Annotated in this window: 16 protein-coding genes; 10 read left to right on the top strand and 6 right to left on the bottom strand. The window is 55.7% G+C overall.

The annotated features are described in order from the left end of the window. The 8 genes from FQK12_RS20005 to FQK12_RS20040 form a co-directional block, all read left to right on the top strand. Nucleotides 1-2,737, top strand: a 2,737-nt coding sequence (locus FQK12_RS20005; protein ID WP_261393141.1) for a sigma 54-interacting transcriptional regulator, incomplete at its 5' end; no start/stop codon positions are given. A 99-nt stretch (nt 2,738-2,836) separates the two neighbouring features. After that, nucleotides 2,837-3,259 (top strand): PTS sugar transporter subunit IIA, encoded by a 423-nt coding sequence (locus tag FQK12_RS20010; protein ID WP_014227804.1) that lies wholly within the window; start codon nt 2,837-2,839, stop codon nt 3,257-3,259. Nucleotides 3,260-3,273: 14 nt separating this feature from the next. Beyond that, on the top strand, nt 3,274-3,744 hold the full coding sequence (locus tag FQK12_RS20015) for a PTS sugar transporter subunit IIB (RefSeq protein ID WP_014227805.1): 471 nt from the start codon (nt 3,274-3,276) through the stop codon (nt 3,742-3,744). Between the two features lie 18 nt (nt 3,745-3,762). Beyond that, entirely contained in the window at nt 3,763-4,542 is a 780-nt protein-coding gene (locus tag FQK12_RS20020; RefSeq protein WP_014227806.1) for a PTS mannose/fructose/sorbose/N-acetylgalactosamine transporter subunit IIC, read from the top strand. After that, the gene (locus tag FQK12_RS20025) at nt 4,520-5,371 is read left to right on the top strand and encodes a PTS system mannose/fructose/sorbose family transporter subunit IID (protein ID WP_014227807.1); all 852 of its coding nucleotides are present in this window, start codon (nt 4,520-4,522) and stop codon (nt 5,369-5,371) included. Before FQK12_RS20020 ends, FQK12_RS20025 begins: the two co-directional genes overlap by 23 nt. 12 nt (nt 5,372-5,383) lie before the next feature. Continuing rightward, nucleotides 5,384-6,445, top strand: a complete 1,062-nt coding sequence (locus FQK12_RS20030; protein ID WP_014227808.1) for an SIS domain-containing protein — start codon at nt 5,384-5,386, stop codon at nt 6,443-6,445. Between the two features lie 17 nt (nt 6,446-6,462). Further along, a complete protein-coding gene (locus tag FQK12_RS20035) occupies nt 6,463-7,473 on the top strand; it encodes an SIS domain-containing protein (protein ID WP_014227809.1) in 1,011 nt (336 codons plus the stop codon). Between the two features lie 139 nt (nt 7,474-7,612). After that, entirely contained in the window at nt 7,613-8,587 is a 975-nt protein-coding gene (locus tag FQK12_RS20040; protein WP_014227810.1) for an Rpn family recombination-promoting nuclease/putative transposase, read from the top strand. A gap of 53 nt (nt 8,588-8,640) precedes the next feature. Here the strand turns inward: FQK12_RS20040 and opgB are convergent, their stop codons facing one another. From opgB to FQK12_RS20070, 6 genes are all read right to left on the bottom strand, one after another. After that, entirely contained in the window at nt 8,641-10,932 is a 2,292-nt protein-coding gene (gene opgB / locus FQK12_RS20045) for a phosphatidylglycerol--membrane-oligosaccharide glycerophosphotransferase (protein ID WP_014227811.1), read from the bottom strand. A gap of 257 nt (nt 10,933-11,189) precedes the next feature. Next, on the bottom strand, nt 11,190-11,684 hold the full coding sequence (locus tag FQK12_RS20050) for a DUF2501 domain-containing protein (RefSeq protein ID WP_014227812.1): 495 nt from the start codon (nt 11,682-11,684) through the stop codon (nt 11,190-11,192). Between the two features lie 65 nt (nt 11,685-11,749). Continuing rightward, nucleotides 11,750-12,487: a DNA replication protein DnaC gene (gene dnaC / locus FQK12_RS20055; RefSeq protein ID WP_014227813.1), complete on the bottom strand. Its 738-nt coding sequence runs from the start codon at nt 12,485-12,487 to the stop codon at nt 11,750-11,752. Between the two features lie 2 nt (nt 12,488-12,489). Beyond that, on the bottom strand, nt 12,490-13,029 hold the full coding sequence (gene dnaT / locus FQK12_RS20060; RefSeq protein WP_009652817.1) for a primosomal protein DnaT: 540 nt from the start codon (nt 13,027-13,029) through the stop codon (nt 12,490-12,492). A 108-nt stretch (nt 13,030-13,137) separates the two neighbouring features. Beyond that, complete coding sequence (locus FQK12_RS20065; RefSeq protein ID WP_004098364.1) at nt 13,138-13,611, bottom strand: threonine/serine exporter; 474 nt, start codon at nt 13,609-13,611, stop codon at nt 13,138-13,140. Next, nucleotides 13,602-14,378, bottom strand: coding sequence for a threonine/serine exporter ThrE family protein (locus FQK12_RS20070; protein WP_014227815.1), 777 nt, complete (start codon nt 14,376-14,378; stop codon nt 13,602-13,604). Before FQK12_RS20070 ends, FQK12_RS20065 begins: the two co-directional genes overlap by 10 nt. Before the next feature lie 283 nt (nt 14,379-14,661). Here FQK12_RS20070 and pobA point away from each other — a divergent pair, with 283 nt between their 5' ends. Next, a complete protein-coding gene (gene pobA, locus FQK12_RS20075) occupies nt 14,662-15,846 on the top strand; it encodes a 4-hydroxybenzoate 3-monooxygenase (protein ID WP_014227816.1) in 1,185 nt (394 codons plus the stop codon). 22 nt (nt 15,847-15,868) lie between these two features. Beyond that, complete coding sequence (locus FQK12_RS20080) at nt 15,869-16,738, top strand: helix-turn-helix domain-containing protein (protein WP_014227817.1); 870 nt, start codon at nt 15,869-15,871, stop codon at nt 16,736-16,738. Nucleotides 16,739-16,774: the final 36 nt, after the last annotated feature.

Genomic DNA, 16,774 nt, shown 5'->3' on the forward strand with positions numbered 1-16,774 from the left:
GCAAAATCAGACCGATTTTTTTGATCCGGATAACCTGAGCGAGGTCTTCACCGCCGGCTACCTGGCCCGGCGTTTTGCGATGCAAAGAAACACCGCCAGCCACTATCTGAATCAGCTGGTGGCCCAGGATGTGCTGGTGAAGATTAATACCCGTCCGGTCTATTTCCTGCATAAGGCCGCCTTCTGCCAGCAGTTTTTCCCCCTTTCCCGCAGCGAGTACGCCAGCATGGCGGAGCTGCTCGCGGAGAGCGACCGGCAGCCGGAACAGGCAGATCATTTTTCATTGCTTACCGGCCATGACGGTAGCCTGCGCAAGCCTATCGAACAGATGAAAACCGCGCTGTTTTATCCCAACGGCGGGCTGCCGCTGCTGATCGTCGGCGACAGCGGAACCGGCAAAAGCTATATGGCGGAGCTGATGCACGAGTTTGCCATCGCCCAGGGACTGCTGCCGCCCGATGCGCCCTTTGTCAGCTTCAACTGCGCCCAGTACGCCAGCAACCCGGAGCTGCTGGCCGCCAACCTGTTTGGCTACGTCAAAGGCGCGTTTACCGGCGCGCAGGGCGATAAAGCCGGGGCGTTTGAGGCGGCAAACGGCGGCGTGCTGTTTCTCGATGAGGTCCACCGCCTCGATGCGCAGGGCCAGGAGAAGCTCTTCACCTGGCTGGACCGCAAAGAGATCTATCGGGTGGGAGAGACGGCGCAGGGGATGCCGATTTCGCTGCGGCTGGTGTTTGCCACCACCGAAGATATTCACAGCACGTTTCTGACCACCTTTATTCGTCGTATTCCGATCCTCATTAGCCTGCCTGATTTACAAAATCGCAGCCGCGGCGAGAAAGAAGCGTTAACGCTGCAGTTTTTCTGGCAGGAGGCCCGCACGCTGTCCGCCCGACTGCAGCTGACGCCCCGGCTTTTACAGGTGCTGACGCACTACGTTTATCGCGGCAACGTCGGTGAGCTGAAGAATGTCGTCAAGTACGCCGTCGCGTCGGCGTGGGCCAGGTCTCCGGGCAGCGAGAGGCTAAACGTCACGCTGCACGATCTGCCGGAAAATATCATGGCCGCGACGCCGGCGCTTAGCGAACCGATGGGCCAGCAGGAACCGCTGCTTATTGAACCGCAGACCAGCCTGGTCTGGCTGCTGCGCGCGCGCGACCCGGTTCAGGGGCTGATCTATGATGCTCAGTGCCGCGTTCTCGCGCTGTATGAGGCGGTGCTGAGTAAAAAAACGGTCTGGGAAGAGGCGCAAAAAAGCATGGGCGAGGAGATGGAAACCCTCTTCGATCGGCTGATTTTCGATAATCATGATGCCAACAGCTCGCATCTGCTGCTGCTGATAACCCATCAGGTGCGGGAGGAGTTTTATCGCCTTGAAAAGCGCTTCAATATTCAGTTTAACGGCAACTGTATCTACGCCCTGAGCCACTACCTGATTCATCGTTCTCGCCAGGCGCAGTCGACGATGAGCAATGAGAAAAGCCGCCAGCTGGAGGATTTCCTGGCGCAGAAATACCCGCTGCTGTATCGCTTTTGTGAAGAGATCCTCGCCGCGCTGGCGCTGAAGCTGGATATTGAACCCCGACGCATTGACCTGCTGCTGCTGGTGCTGTGGTTACAGAAAAACGGCGCTATCAGTCAGCAGCAGGTGACCCGGGCAGTTATCCTCGCCCACGGTTACGCCACCGCCAGCAGCATCGCCAACGTGGCGAATCGGTTGCTGAAAAGCCAGCTGTTTGAGTCATTCGATATGCCGCTCGACGTGACGCCGGAGGCTATCGCCGATCAGGTGATGGCCTGGATCGAGAGCCACGCGCTGGCCTCCGGACTGGTCATCCTGGTCGATATGGGATCGCTGAACGCCATTCACAGCCACTTCAACCGCCGGCTGTCCACGCCGATGGCGATTATTAATAACGTCTCGACCGGGATGGCGATGTACGTCGGGGAGCGGGTTTTGCAGGGCGATATGCTGGAAGATATCGTCCGGGAGATAGGCAATGACCTCGCGGTTGAGCATCAGCTCTATTACCCGCAAACGGACAAACCGCGGGCGATTCTTACAACCTGCGCCACCGGTCTGGGGGCGGCGGCGAATCTGTCGGCGCTGTTAAAAGCCAGCATTCCTGAGACGCTCGGCATCGATATTGTGGCATGCGATGTGGAAACCCTCGCCGATCCCGCGCGCCGGGCACCGATGCTCAGCCGCTATGAGGTGCTGGCGATTGTCGGCACCCTCGATCCGCATCTCCCCGATCTGCCGTGGATCTCGCTGGATTCGCTGATTTCCGGCGAAGGAAGCCGCCCGCTGATGCGTATCTTCGGCGAACTGGCCTCCGCTGAGCAGGTCAGCGAGATCAATAACCTGATCCTGAAAAATTTCTCGCTGCGCCGGGTGATCGAGTCGGTGACGATCCTCGATACCGGTAAAGTGATCAATCAGGTTGAGCAGTTTTTACTGCGCTATGAGCATCTGGCCGGCTGCGATGTGCCTAACGATCGCAAGGTGGCGCTGTACGTGCATATCAGCTGTCTGATAGAGCGCCTGATCCGCAACGCCTCGCCATCCCATTATTCCGGCAAACAGTGTCCGCAGAGCGAGCTGGCGACGCTCCGCGAGGCTTTTAGTGTCATAGAGAGTGGATATAGTGTCAAAATCCCCGCCGTAGAGCTGTACTACATTCACGATATTCTGACGCGGGAAACTGAATTTATTCAGGAAGATCAAGAGTTTTAATCCCCTTCATTAGTTGATCCTTGCGCTAGCCGGCGCGCCACTGTTTCTGGCACGCCGGTTGCAATCAAGAAAGCAGTGGAATGCGCTTTCGAGGTAAGGATGAAACGACACTATATTTTTGCCAGCCATGGCACCTTTGCTAACGGTCTGCTGAACTCCGTGGAGCTGATCCTCGGTAAGCAGCCGGATATTTATACTCTCTGCGCCTATGTCGAAGAGGAGGCCGATCTGACGCAGCAGGTGGAGACGCTGCTGGCGCGTTTCCCCGCCCAGGATGAGCTGATTGTCATTACGGATATTTTCGCCGGTAGCGTCAATAATGAGTTTGTGCGTTTTTTATCGCGCCCTAATTTTCATTTATTGTCCGGTTTAAACCTGCCGCTGATTATTGATTTACTTATTTCCGCAGGCGAAGAAAATACCGAGAAATTAATTTCTGAAGCATTAACAAGCGCCAAAGAGAGCATTCAGTACTGCAATCAGACGATTGCCAGTGCGATGACTATTGATAAAGACTTCTGAAATGAGGGAACACCATGATTACGCTATTAAGGGTTGACCATCGATTACTTCACGGCCAGGTGGCCTTTTCCTGGACCCAGTATGTCGGCGCCGATTGCATTTTAATCGCCAACGATAATGTCCCTGAAGATGAGCTGCGGAAAACCACAATTAAGCTCGCTAAACCGCCTTCGGTAAAACTGGTGATTAAAAATATTAACGATGCTATCGAATCGATAAAAAGCGGCGTGACGGAGAAATATCATCTGTTTATCGTCGTGGAATCGGTCAATGACGCCTGGCGTATTGCCAGCGCCGTCGAGGGGATAAAAAGTATTAATCTCGGCGGAATAAAAGCCAAAGCGGGCAGTAAAAATATTTCTAAGGCGATCAATTTACTGCCGGAAGAAATTGAACAACTGCAGCAGCTGGTCGGGAAAGGCGTCGAAGTTGAGATCCGCCAGGTCCCTAACGATCGCAAACAGCTTTTTGCGCAATGCGTTTAACTCCGCGGAGGACAGATTATGGTAGAGGCTCTCTTACTGGGTCTGGTGGCGTTTATCGCGCAATCGGAATATGCCCTGGGGACGTCGCTGATTTCGCGGCCAATCGTCACCGGGCTGCTGACCGGGCTGGTGCTGGGGGATGTACAGACCGGCGTCATCATGGGCGCGACGCTTGAGCTGGCGTTTATCGGCTCTTTCTCCGTCGGCGCATCGATCCCGCCTGATGTAGTAACCGGCGGTATTCTCGGCGTGGCGTTCGCCATTACCTCCGGCGCGGGAACGGAAACGGCGCTGCTGCTTGGCCTGCCCATCGCCACCCTGACGCTGATCCTGAAAAACGTCTATCTGGGGATGTTTATCCCGATGCTCAGCCAGAAGGCTGACGGCTACGCGGAGCGGGCGGATACGGTCGGCATTGAGCGCATGCATCTGATTGCCGGCTTCGGGCTGTCGCTGATGCTCGCCACGGTGGTGACCATCTCATTCCTGGTCGGCAGCAATGCGGTGAAATCCCTGCTCGATACCATCCCGGAATTTATCAAACACGGGCTCAGCGTCGCTACCGGCATTATTCCGGCACTCGGCTTCGCAATGCTCGCCAGGCTGCTGATTAATAAGAAAGTCGCGCCGTACTTTTTCCTCGGCTTTGTGCTGATGGCCTACCTGAAAATCCCGGTGACCGGCATCGCTATTCTCGGCGCTATCGTGGCGGTGGTGATGGTTAACGTCACCGCGCTGAGCTCACCTCGTACGACGACAGAACAAGGAGTCAGCGATGACGACGAAGATGATTTCTGAAGAAACTCTGCAACCGCAGGCGCAGGAAGAGGCCCGTATCACGCCGCGCGATCTACGCCGGGTATTCTGGCGCTCCTTCCAGATGGAGTTTTCGTGGAACTATGAGCGGCAGATGAATCTCGCCTTTGTTTACGCGCTGATTCCGGTGCTGAAAAAGCTCTATCCGCGCAAAGAGGAGCTGGCCGGGGCGTTGAAACGGCATCTGGTGTTCTTCAATACCACGCCGCATATCGTCACCCTGCTGCTGGGGATCACCACGGCGATGGAGGAGAAGAATAGCCAGCAGAAGAACATGGACGCCAACGCGATTGATAACGTCAAAGCGTCGCTGATGGGGCCGCTGGCCGGGCTGGGGGACTCCTTTTTCTGGGGCACGCTGCGCCTGATCGCTACCGGTATCGGCACCAGCCTGGCGCTAAAGGGCAACATTCTCGGCCCCATTCTGTTTCTGCTGGTGTTCAACGTGCCGCACATCCTGGTGCGCTGGTTCTTTACCCGCTGGGGCTATGTGCTGGGCACCGGGGTTCTGCAGCGGATCCAGAAGAGCGGAATGATGGAGAGCCTGACCTACGGCGCGTCGATTATCGGCCTGATGGTGGTCGGGGCGATGACCGCCTCAATGATTGATATCACCATCCCCCTCTCATTCGGCGCCGGAGAGGCGAAAACCCAGGTGCAGGACATTATCAACGACATCCTGCCCTGCATGCTGCCGCTGGTGAGTTTTGGCATCGTTTACTGGCTGCTGGGGCGCAAGGTTAAACCGCTTTCTATTATCGGCGGAATGGCGCTGGTGGGCATTCTGGGGTCGTGGATAGGTTTATTTTAACGGGAGTCGAAAATGGTACCAACGATGATGACCTATATCAGCGAAGAGTCGGCCTGTCTGACGCAGATCCTGCGCGACTACCGGCAAAAGCTGGCGGCGATTGAGACCTTTGCCCGCCAGCACCCGGTGCGCCGCATTCTGCTGTTGGCGACCGGCTCGTCGCTGAACGCCGCCCTGTGCACGCGCTATTTCTTTGAGCAGCGCTTCGGCGTCCTGGTTGAGATTAAAGAGCCGTACAACTTTACGCACTACGAGGCGGTCGATCCGCATACCGATCTGGTGGTGGCGATTTCGCAGAGCGGTAAAAGCGCCTCGACGCTGGCGGCGATGCGTAAGGTACAGGCATTGAGCCTGCCGGTTTTTGCGCTGACCTCCGATCCGCAAAGTCCGATCGCCCGGGCCTGCGATGGGATACTGGATATCAATACCGGTATCGAGAGCGTGGGGTTTGTCACCCGCGGGTTTAGCGCGACGGTGCTGAATTTGCTGCTGATGGCGCTGATGATTGCCCGTGCCCAGGGGAAAGCCAGCGAGGCCGAGGAGCAGCGCTATCTTGCCGAACTGCAGCGGCTGGCGGCGGCGATCCCGGATGTCATTGACCGCACCTCGCGGTTTATCGACAGGCATGGCGAAGCGCTGCGGGGCGGCGAGCGCTTTGTCGCCACCGGCTATGGCGCGCTGGTGGGCGTCGCGAAGGAGTTCGAAACCAAATTTACCGAAACGGTACGCGTGCCTTCCAGCGGTTTTGAACTTGAGGCCTATATGCACGGCCCCTATCTGGAAGCCAATGCCCGCCATGTGATGCTGTTTATTGAAGATGCGCCGGATGCGCGGACCCGGGCGCTGCGGGACTATATGGCGCCGTCCATTGCCCGCGCCTTTACGCTGACGCTGAGCGACGAAGAGGATGCGCAGACGCTGGCGCTAAGCTGCCCGTGTGAACATCACCTGGCGCCGCTGCTGCTGATTGTTCCCGTCCAGATGCTGGCCTGGCATACCGCCGGCCTGAAAGGCATCGATCTGGCTAAACGTATTTTTGACGATTTTGATCGCGTCTTAAAAAGTAAAATCTGATTATTCAGGAGAAAACTATGTTGGGTTTTAATCAGGACGAGTACCTGACCAGTGCTCGCGAGATCATCGCTGCGCGCAAACAGGCGGAAACCGTTGCCGATGATATTTATCAGAGCGGCTGTAGCGCCTTATTTTTCGCCTCGGTGGGCGGTTCTTTGGCGCCGATGATGGCAATAAATGAGTTTGCAAAAGAATTAACCAGCGTGCCGGTTTACCTTGAGCAGGCGGCGGAATTAATTCATCGCGGACATAAAAAATTAAATAAAGATGCGGTGGTGGTGACGTTATCCAAGTCCGGCGATACCAAAGAGTCGGTAGCCATTGCCGAATGGTGCAAAGCGCAGGGGATTCGCGTGGTGGCCATTACCCGTAATGCCGATTCGCCATTAGCCGAGGCGGCGAGCTGGCATATTCCGATGTGCCACAAGAACGGCGTGGAATATGAATATATGCTGCTCTTCTGGTTATTCTTCCGCATCATTTATCGTCACGGTGATTTCGCCAATTACGATCGTTTTGCCAGCCAGCTGGAGTTGCTGCCGGAAAATCTTCTGCAGGCCAAACGCCAGTTCGATCCGCAGGCGGATAAAATCGCCGCTCAGTATCACGGCTGCGACTATATGATGTGGATCGGCGGGGCGGAAATGTGGGGTGAGGTCTATCTGTTCTCAATGTGTATTCTCGAAGAGATGCAGTGGAAGCGGACCAAATCGGTGAGTTCAGCCGAGTTTTTCCACGGCACCCTGGAGCTGCTGGAAAAAGAGGTCCCGCTGTTCCTGGTCAAAGGCGAGGGTAAATGCCGGGCGCTGGATGAGCGCGTCGAACGCTTCGCTGAGAAGATCACCGACCATCTGGTGGTGATTGACCCGCGCGACTATCCGCTGAACGGCATTGATGAGGCTTTCCGCTGGATTATGGCGCCGTGCGTGGTTTCCACCCTGCTGGTGGACAGGCTGGCGGCCCATTTTGAACACCATACCGGGCATGATCTTAATATCCGCCGTTATTACCGTCAGTTTGATTACTAAGCTTTGCTGATGGCGGCCAGCCGGGCTGGCCGCTGCGCGATTCTCCGAGGCGCTTCCCATAAAATCATCGCCAAAACCAACGAAGTAAAAACCGATGGTAGAGTCCGGCTCTCCTTCTCTTTCAGGCAAGCGGACGGCCATGAAAAAACGGATGACCTCGACGCCGCATGATGCGGTTTTTAAGCGATTTCTTCGCCACCCGGAGACGGCGAATGATTTTCTCACGCTGCACCTGCCGGAAGCGATCCGCCAGCGGTGTGATTTTTCTACCCTACGGCTGGAGCCGGCGAGCTTTATTGATGAAGATCTGCGCGCCTGGTACTCGGACGTACTGTGGTCGGTACAAACCCCCTGCGGCCTGGGATATGTGTATGTGGTGATAGAGCACCAGAGTTCGCCGGATAACCATATGGCTTTTCGCCTGATGCGCTATGCCATTGCCGCGATGCAGCGGCACCTCGACGCCGGGCACAAAACGCTGCCGCTGGTGGTACCGATGCTTTTTTATCACGGCGCGACCAGTCCTTATCCCTTTTCCCTGAACTGGCTGGATGAATTTGCCGACCCGCAGATGGCGAGGACGCTGTACGCCTGCCCGTTTCCGCTGGTTGACGTAACGGTGATGCCGGATGATGAAATCGTTCAGCACCGGCGGGTCGCTCTGCTGGAGCTGATGCAAAAGCATATTCGTCAGCGCGATCTCAGCGGGATTACGGAGTCGTTGGCGACCCTTGTGATGCTGGGATACACTAACCGCAGGCAGTTAAGAGTGCTGTTTCATTATATGCTGCAGTACGGCAATAGCGCCGATCCGAGCGTGTTTCTCCGCCGATTGGCCCGCCGTCTGCCACACTATGAGGAGAGGTTGATGTCTATCGCTCAAAAGCTCAAGCAGGAAGGTCGGCAAGAGGGAAGGCAGGAAGGGATACAGGAAGGCCGACAGGAAGGGATACAGGAAGGCCGACAAGAAGGGCGCCTGGAAGGCCTGCAGGAAGGGAGCCGGCGGGAAGCGCTGCGCATTGCCGGCAGTATGCTGCAGAACGGTTTAGATACCGAGACGGTACAGCGGATTACCGGACTGTCGGCGGATGAGCTAAAGCCGCTGCATAGCTAATTTCCACCCACCGTCACCACGGCCCGGCGCAAAAAGCCGCCGGGCACGATGGCTTATCCTTCGCTTTTCACCACTTTGATTTCAACCATGCCGATGCCCAGCTGACGCGGAGAGTGGCCGAGAATATTGCCCTCGTTCGTGGACTGCGGGTCCGGCGGCGCAATCGTCAACGTACTGCTGCGCGACGGATTATCGAAATGCAGGGTGGTGGTGGTGACATCATTGGCCAGCGTTAGCGTTTGTTCGCTGTTGCCCACCCGTACCGGAATCGGCTTATTGGCATTCGGCCCGTAGGCTTTGGCGGTAATCACCAGATCGAATTTCTCCGGCAGCGGCTCTTTATATTCAATTTTCACTTCACTGCCGAGCTGGGCATTAGACCAGCGCCCCCAGGTTTCCGGTCGGGAGATGCCGCTGAACTGCTTCACCTCTTCCGGCGCGCCGGCGACGTTAAACAGGAAGCTGTCGGCTTTATAGCGAATATCGTTATCGACGATCTTCAGCGTATCGACGTTGCCTTTATAACGCTCCATATCGATAAGGGTATCTTTGAACGCGGTTTTACCTTGCCACTGGGCTTTGTCGACGCGCTGGACTTTCTGTTCGCCCCCCAGCTGGCCCTGCGAGACGCACCAGTCGGTGGAGAGCGCCACTTCCGGCGACCACAGCTGACCCATCTTGTAGCAGCGGTCGACCCAGACGAAGTTATCGCGCGGCGCGAAATCGGCCAGCTGGAAGCGCAGCGGCGCGGAGTATTCGCTTTCCGGCAGCGGCTCAACGCGCTTATCGGAGATACGCAGCAGCAGAGGCAGGCGGAAATGGCTGCCGGAGAAGGAGATCATATTCTTCTGTGAATCCACGGTGAAATTCTTCATCTCTTTGGGGAAATTCCACAGGCGTATGATATCCGGCTTCCACGCCAGCACCTTCTCTTTCATATTGAGGAACACGGCGGAGAGCGACTCGCCGGAAAGGCTGCTGCGGCCAAGGCCAATAAAGTTATCGCCGCCGAGGATATCGAGCACCGTCGCGCCGTTATCCATGGTATTACGCTTGATGGCCAGCGTATCCTGCCGGGGCTCATCGCCGCGCAGAACGAAAAACAGGTTGCTGCGATCCTGCTTATTCAGATAGTCCCAGGCGCTGTTTTTCATTGCCAGGTGATCGGATGACACCACGATGACCGTATTTTTGAACCACGGCGAAGCTTTAATCTTCTCGATTAACGCCGCGATATGCTCCTGACTACAGGAGACGGCGCTGAACGAAAGATTCTTTTTACCGTCCATATCGTAGCTTTTACGCTGGCAGGTGCGGGAGATAAAACCATCCGGATGATGGGTGTCGACCGTCAGCGCAAACAGCGAAAAGCGTTTTCCGGACTGCGAAAGCGCTTCGAATTTTTTCCAGGTTTCATCAAGAACCGTATCATCGTAGAACCCCCAGTCGTTACGATAGGCCGGATCGGCGACCGTGGTTTTTAGCTCTTCCGCGCCGTACAGATGATCGAAGCCGTGAGATTTCAGGAAAACGTCTTTTCCGGCGAAGCGCAGATTAGCGCCCTGCACAAAGTAGTTCTCATAACCCGAGTTTTTCAGGATATCTCCAAGGCAGATATTCTGCGGGAAAAAGCTGGAAACCGAGGCCGAGGCGTTGCCTTCAAACGGCGCAAACAGCGGGATCCCGCACTGGGAGGCGACCATTCCGGCAATCGTGTAGTCGGTACCGGGGAGCTGGGCGGTGTTGCTGAAGTCCAGCCCCTCGCTTTTCAGTTTGCCGAGCTCTGGGGTCAGGTTCGGGAACGCATCGTTATCAAAATAAGTGCGCTCAAGGCTTTCGCCGTAAATGTACACCAGGTTCAGTTTCGGGTTGGCGATGCTTTTTGACGGCTCTTTGTAGTAAGCCACAAAGTCAGGATCGCCATCGCGGGACTGGGATTTAACCAACTCGCTAATCTGGCGGAAGGCGGGGCTGGCATCCACTGACGCCAGCGCCAGAACCAGCGCCACCAGGCTGTAACCAAAGTGATGAGGATGATGCCGGCGACGGCGGAGCACCCAGCCGAGTGCGCCAAATACCGCGACCAGCGCGACGACCAGCCCCACGCCCGGCAGAATATATTTGCCCACGCCGGCGCCCGTCAGGCTGTTGGTCAACGTATAAAGTACCGCGTCATTGATACCGTCGCCGGTGAAGTAATTGCTGGCGTAGAGGGTAATATTCAGAACAACGAACAGGCCCAGCACCGTGAGGGTGGCGGCGAACCACCAGGTATTACGACCGGCTTTTAATGCGTAAATCATCACCGAAGCAAGAAACAGGGCGATGGATAACAACTCTGACACAGCTCATCCTCATTCACGCCAGCTGTCGGCTGGCCAGATAGATCTTTTTTCACGCTACACTGTAATTGCAGCGCAATATTGCCGCAATTGTATCGTCATGAATTTGTGCTGTGGTTCAGAATTGGTTTAGAAATCGCCGTTTTTGAACTGCCTCACATCCAGTCAGCCAGGGGATTTGGGGGAAAGATGTTAAAAAACAGACGTTGCCGCCGCGCAGGCCAGGGTAACGCGCCAAACGCGGCATTAAGAGGATAAAATCAGGAGAGGAAGCTCACGCCCTGTTTTAAGACCAGATCGCAGGCTTTGGTTTTCACTTTTTCCGCCAGCGGGCTGCTGCCAAGGGTGTTCAGATTCAGCTGCTGGCCGTCTTTACTGGTCAGCAAGCCCTGAAGGCCCTCAAGATAGCTGGTGTCCTCTTTTTGTTTTTCCGGCGTGCTGAGACCCAGCTTATCCAGAACCTGATTTTTAACGTTTTCGGTATTGGTAACCGAAGCCAGCTTCTGTTTCGCGCAGTAAGACATAATCCCGGCGGCATTATTCATGCTGCTGGAAGTCAACGACTGGCTGCCGCCGTTGAGCAAACCGGTCAGCGAAGAGAGGGACATACCGCCGCTTTGCTGGCTTCCGCTCTGACTGCTGAGCTGGTTAGCGGCGCTGGAGAGCGAATCCTGCCAGGAGGTGGCGTGCGCGCCAAAGGTCAATAAAGCGCCGGCCACCATTGCCGTGCGGAACAACGTTTTTGCAGATTTCATAGACGTACTCTTCGCCGTGACTGAATAATCCCCTGATTATAACGCCGGCGGGGTTCAGAAATATCTTAATACTCTTTTCCGGTTACGCGATCGCGGTAGCTGTCCCAGTTGAAGTTAACCCACAGGCTATTGCCCAGCCGCATCCGGTCCATCACGCGCTCGCCGAGCAGCTTGTTCATCTCGTCCATGGTGCTGTTGGTTAACATACCGGTAGGGCGCTTTGACGAAGAGCGGCGATCGACGATCTGGTTAATAATCACTTTTTCGTAGCGTGATTCCGTTTGCATGCCGATTTCGTCAATCACCAGCAGGTCCACCTTGCTCAGGTCGGTGAGCAGCTGCTCTTCGCTGGTTTCCCGGTTGCCAAAGGTATCTTTCATCGCTGACATGATATCGGCGACGGTGATAATCAACACCGACTTACCCCGAAGCAGCAGTTCGTTGCAGATAGCGGCGGCGAGGTGGTTTTTTCCGGTACCCGGTTTGCCGGAGAAGATAAAGCTGGCGATATTGCCGTCGAACTCCTCGACGTACTGGCGCGCCCGGGACAGCGCAATCATCTGGCCTTCACACTCCACCCGGTAGTTATCCAGCGAGCAGTTTTGATGCAGCGGGCGGATGCCGGAGCGGTTAAAGGTTCGCTGCATTTTCATGGCCCGGTTTTCGCGTTCCAGCGCCTCAGAACGCAGCTTGCCCTGTTCTTTTTGCCATGCCAGCAGCTCCTCACCTGTCTTAAACGCGGGTTCGACATGGGCTGGCATCATCTTTTGCAGGCGCTTCATTAAATCGCCGACATTTTTCATGCTCATCCTCGGAATCCTCGTGGAATGTGATTATCAGGTTCGCTAATCGCGTTGACGTCCCGGCGCGGCTGGCCGCCGTTGCTGGCCCGGCCAATCTGTACGCTGCGCGCCAGCTTCTGCTGCCACTGGACATGATGAAAGACTTTACCTTCCGCCTGCCAGTAAGCGACAAATGCCGCCAGCTCTTCCGGCGTCACGGGCTGGCTCAGGGCGATGCCCCACAGCGCGGCCAGGCGCTGAAAATCCGCATCCGGCTGCCAGTCGGCGTACATCGGAAATTTCCCCATCGGAACCGCAACGGGGGTCGCCGTCGGCTCGTCAAAAAACTGCGCGTCCAGCGCAATATCGCTGTTAGGACGCGCGAGTTTTGCTTCCAGCTCCAGCAGCTGCGCCAGACGCTCCGGCGTCAGCGCATAGAATGCGGGGGCGTTGTTGGCAAATACGGCGACGGCGCCGCTGGCCGATTTTGCCAGTACCGCTGCGTGATCCTGCATGAAGTCATCCAGACCGCTAAAATCGGTAGTTAATATTCGTGAAGACATAAATCAATCTCAACTCTGAACAACTAAAAAGAGAGGGGTAGCTGCACACATAGTAGCATAGAGGTCGCTCAGGAAGGAGCGCCGCGGGCGACCCGGCGGCGCGATTAGCTAGACGCGCGGACGCTTGCGATACAGCCAAAGCCCGGGGATAGACAAGCCAATGGATAATGCGCCAACGATCGATGAAGCCTTAAGAAAGTTGCTCAGCAGCATAATCATCATCTCTTCCGAGTAGCCGAAATGGCTGATTTTCACCGCTGAAATCATCGCGGTATAGGCGGAGATACCGGGGAACATCGGGATCACCGCCGCTACGGTAAAAATCTTCGGGTGCGCCAGATACCAGCGGGACCACTGGATACCGATGCTGCCAACCAGCAGTGCCGCCATAAACGTCGCCCACTCAATATTAAAACCCGCCGTCATCATGACCATGCGCGAGCCGTGGCCGATAGCGCCCAGCAGCGCGCACCAGCGCAGCGCCCGCTGCGGGACGTTGAACACCATGGCGAACCCGACGGCGGGAATGGCTGCCAGCATCATATCCAGCGCCAGTTCGTAGAGATAGAAAATTATGCCCATCCGCGTAGCCCCCACATCGTCATCGCCATCACCACGCCGATACAGGTGGCGAGCGTCAGTAGGCTGGCAATGGCCCAGCGCGCCAGACCGGTGTTGATATGCCCCTTAAACATGTCGGCAACGGCGTTGATCAGCGGAAAACCGGGTACCAGCAGCAGCACGCTGGCGGCCATCGCGATCGTCGGCGTGCTGGTGAAAGCCGGCAGGCGCAGCATCAGCCCGGAGATAGTCGTTGCGACGAAGGCGGTGAGGCAAAAGTTGATTTGCGGATGCATTGAACGATGGGTGAGTACCTGGCGAATATACATGGCTACCGTACTGGCGCAGAAGGTGACCAGCGCACCGTCCCAGCCGCCGTTGTTAAGTTTGCAAAAGCAGGCGCAGGAGAGGCCGACCATGAAAACCAGCAGCCAGCGCGGATAGCGCAGCGGCTTGATTTGCGCGAATCGCTTTTCGACATCCTTATAATCCAGCAGCTTATGCTCTGCCATAATCACAATATGTTGAACCTCCGTGACGACGTGCATGTTGATGCCGCGATCGGTGTTTTTTCGCGTTGAGGTCAGACACTCCCCGTCCTTAATAGTGGTGAGAACAATCGCATTCGAAGAGATGGCGCTTTCCACGCTATCCATCCCTAAGGCCAGACCCAGACGGGTTGAGAGCTCCTCAACCAGCGCGCTTTCCGCGCCGTGTTGTAATAAGAAAAGACCACATTGAATACACAATCGCGTGATAGCGCGCTGAGTTGCCCGATCTGCTTGCATAAATACCTGCTGTCCGTGATGCCCGTTGCCGTAGTGTCTGGCGATACTTTTACCTGAAGTCTTGTTTTAGCTGAGCGGTCAGGATCAAACAATGTGTAAAAAACCACCCGCTCTACGGGAACCCTGAAATTTGAACTCTGCCACACTTCCGCAAGATTGGTGAAAAGTCCAATTTTTGCACCCGTTTCTCCCTTCTTTTTCCCATCAGAGTTATCAAAAATGCAAATTCAAACTTTTAATAAACAAAAAACAAACAAATAATTAACCGTGCTGAGGCGATGCGATGAAAACACAGGTGGCGATTATCGGAGCGGGTCCGTCGGGACTCCTGCTGGGGCAGTTATTACATCACGCCGGGATTCAGACCGTCATCCTTGAGCGACAGACGCCTGAGTATGTGCTGGGGAGGATCCGCGCGGGAATTCTGGAAAGCGGAACGGTAGAACTGCTGCGCGAAGCCGGGGCGGGGCGGCGAATGGATGCGGAAGGGCTGGTCCATCACGGCGTCGAATTCTTGTTTGAGGGCAAGCGCGTACCGGTTCCGCTGACGGAACTGACGGCAGGCAAAAGCGTGATGGTGTATGGCCAGACCGAAGTGACGCGGGATTTGATGGCGGCGCGGGAGGCATGCGGGGCAGCGACGATTTATGGCGTCAGCGATGTCACCATTAATGAGGCAAAAAGCGATCGACCGTCGGTCTCTTTTATCAACAATGGCGAAAACTGCCGCCTTGAGTGCGACTTTATCGCCGGCTGCGACGGCTTTCACGGCGTGTCCCGCCAGAGCATCCCGGCAGGGGTGCTGAAAGAGTACGAGAGCGTCTGGCCGTTTGGCTGGCTCGGGCTGCTGGCCGATACGCCACCGGTGAACCCGGAGCTGATTTACGCCCACCACGAGCGGGGGTTTGTACTCTGTAGTCAGCGCTCACTAACTCGAAGCCGCTATTATCTGCAGGTACCGCTTAGCGAAAAGGTGGAGGAGTGGTCTGATGAACGTTTCTGGACTGAACTCAAGCGGCGTCTCCCTGATGAGCTGACCAATAAGTTAGTAATCGGTCACTCTCTTGAGAAGAGTATCGCGCCGCTGCGCAGCTATGTAGTGGAGCCGATGCAGTACGGGAGGCTATTTCTGCTGGGGGATGCGGCGCATATCGTACCGCCTACCGGGGCGAAGGGGCTGAATCTCGCGGCGTCCGATGTGAACTATCTTTGGCGGATCCTGCGTGAGTATTATCACCATGGCCGTATTGACCTCTTAGCCAGCTACTCGCGTTTGGCGCTGGATAGAGTGTGGAAAGGTGAGCGATTCAGCTGGTTTATGACGCGTCTGCTGCATGATTTTCCGCAACAAAGCGAGTTCGACAGAAAAATGCAGGCGGCGGATCGTCGCTACTATCTTGAATCACGCGCCGGGTTAACCACTATCGCTGAAAACTATGTGGGTCTGCCGATGGAACGCGTGGCGTAATAGAAAAGGCTCTGGAGTCGTGATGCAGGCAGCGAGTACCATTCCCGTTTTCAAACTGTATGGCGAAGATCAGGGCTGGCCAACGCCCGATCTTCTGCACTGTGAGTCTATACTCCAGCGCAGCCATCTTTATGAATGGCATATCCGCGTGCATCAGCACGCAGAGCTGGTGCAGCTACTGTATCTGCATAAAGGGCGGGCGGAGATTGAAATCGAAGGCGCGACGACCGTGATGACGGAGTCCTGTATTCAGGTGGTTCCGGCGCTATGTATTCATGGATTTCGCTTTTCGCCGGGTACGGAGGGCTACGTTTTGTCGCTGGCGCTGCCGCTGCTCGGAAGCCTTGAAAATCAGTTTGGCAGTCAGCTGGATGTGCTCGGCCACCCGCGTTGCGTGCCGGTGAAGAGCTCCCGGGGCCATATCCGGGCGCTGTTTACCGCTTTGCAAGAGGAGTACCGCGAAGATTACGATGCGCGCGAAATGATGCTTCATTCACTGCTGGGAGCGCTGTTGGTCTGGCTGAATCGGCAATATCAACCGCAGCTCATAACGGAGGACAAAGCGGAACGTAAGCGGAGCGTCATGCGTCATTTCTCGCGCCTTATCGAAAGCCACTATCGTGAACATATGCCATTAGCCGGGTATGCCAGGGAGGTGGGGGTGTCTGCGACTCATTTGAATTATTTGTGTCATGAATTTTATGGCTGCAGCGCACTGGGGGTTTTACATCAAAGGTTGATGCTTGAGGCGCGTCGCAACCTGCAGTACACCAGCATGACTATCGCTCAACTTTCTGATTACTTAGGGTTTACTGATGCGGCCTATTTTTCTCGCTTCTTTCGCCGCTATAGCGGTGAATCACCAAAAGTATTTAGGAAAAAAATAAAATAAATAAATCTTTATTTAATATATCTTAAGTTAGCGTAT

This window comes from Klebsiella sp. ME-303, assembly GCF_007910085.1.
Taxonomy (GTDB): domain Bacteria; phylum Pseudomonadota; class Gammaproteobacteria; order Enterobacterales; family Enterobacteriaceae; genus Klebsiella; species Klebsiella michiganensis.